Source organism: Amphibiibacter pelophylacis, assembly GCF_037688875.1.
GTDB classification, from domain to species: domain Bacteria; phylum Pseudomonadota; class Gammaproteobacteria; order Burkholderiales; family Burkholderiaceae_C; genus Amphibiibacter; species Amphibiibacter pelophylacis.
In genome coordinates, this window is the sequence record NZ_JAWDIE010000042.1 from 1 (window position 1) to 1,282 (window position 1,282).

The following is a 1,282-nucleotide window of genomic DNA, read 5'->3' on the forward strand; positions in this document are numbered from 1 at the left end:
GGCAATGGCGGCCGTCAAGACCAGCGATGCGCTGGATGCCGCAAATTACGAAGGCTCTGGAATTGATGGTCTAGTTAAGTACACCTTTGAAGGCAGTTTGCACGGTTTCTCGTCCTCGGTTTCTATTTCGATAGAAGCTCAAAAATTCGAGCTTCACATCTTGGAAAAAGACGAGCCAGCGCGTCAATCTTAAGGAAATGCCTCAAAACCCACTTTTTCAAAAATAGAACTGTTTAAAAACAGACACTTGCGTGATAATTTTTCGCTGAAACGGGACTTTTGATGCGTTTCCTTTGACGATACGATCGTCACTAACGTTAAGGTGTCGCCTAAGCCACCTGCTACATTGCTCTATGGGGGGGAGGCCATGACAGTGCTTACAGACGAAATAAATGAAGAAGCCGCGCGAGCAGTGATGTCTGATCGCCCTCGCTGCAAAACTGAACATTTTGATCAACTGCTCAAGGAGCTTGACGGTGACGTGTGGATGGCCGAGCTGATGTGGGTGTATTGGGGTAAGAGGGCGTTAACCGTGCTGGACGACGCAATGCCCTCTCTGAATCCCCATCTTCGCTGGTGGAAATTAGGGCAAAAAAAGAACACCATTCGTAGTCTGCTGAAAGAACCAAACGGAAGGCAATGGGTGTGGCAAATGCTGCATGACGCTGGTGTATGGCTGTAACGGATTTTTTCACAACCCTCTGAACCTGGCTACCTGAATCTGGTAACCTGGATCCATGAGTAAACCGTCCCAGCCTAGGTACCGCACTGCCAACTGGTCCGCCTACGACCTCGCGCTCAGACAGCACGGTTCGATCACCGTCTGGCTTGATCTTGGCATGGCTTGGTACGCAGCGTCAGACGGTTACAACGGATGGCCCTCAAGCACTTCGACGCCACCATCCAGTACTTTGTTACGTTCAAAATTCCCTTCGGACTGTCGCTGCGCCAGATCAAAGGACTGCTGCAAGGCCTGATCTTGGCGATGATGTGCCGCAATGTGGACATCACAGCCGCGACAGAAAACAACGCCTCCAGCAGCGACTACAGCAAACGCAGCAGCGGCCTGCTGGGCGGCGGAGGCCTCAGCCTCACCCTCGGTACGCGCAGCCAGAGCAGCGCCCAGAAGCAGGCCGGTGACACCGCCGCAGGCAGCGTCATCGGCAGCACGGGCGGCAGCGTCAGCATCCAGGCCGGTCAGACCTACACGCAGACTGGCAGCGATGTGCTGGCGCCCAAGGGCGATATCGGCATCCAGGCCAAGAAGGTGGACATCACCGAA

2 protein-coding genes and 1 pseudogene are annotated in these 1,282 nt (G+C 54.0%); all 3 read left to right on the forward strand.

Going from position 1 to position 1,282, the window contains the following annotated elements; genetic code table 11:
• Positions 1 to 193: pseudogene (locus RV045_RS14290) on the forward strand (hypothetical protein); the annotation flags it as partial.
• A gap of 174 nt (positions 194 to 367) precedes the next feature.
• The gene (locus RV045_RS14295; RefSeq protein WP_423236464.1) at positions 368 to 682 is read left to right on the forward strand and encodes a hypothetical protein; all 315 of its coding nucleotides are present in this window, start codon (positions 368 to 370) and stop codon (positions 680 to 682) included.
• Positions 683 to 874: 192 nt separating this feature from the next.
• Positions 875 to 1,282: hypothetical protein (locus tag RV045_RS14300; protein ID WP_423236465.1), on the forward strand; the 408-nt coding region annotated here is incomplete at its 3' end.

Coding starts and splice junctions, on each gene's coding strand:
- RV045_RS14295 (WP_423236464.1), top strand. CDS start 368: ATGACAGTGCTTACAGACGAAATAAATGAAGAAGCCGCGCGAGCAGTG.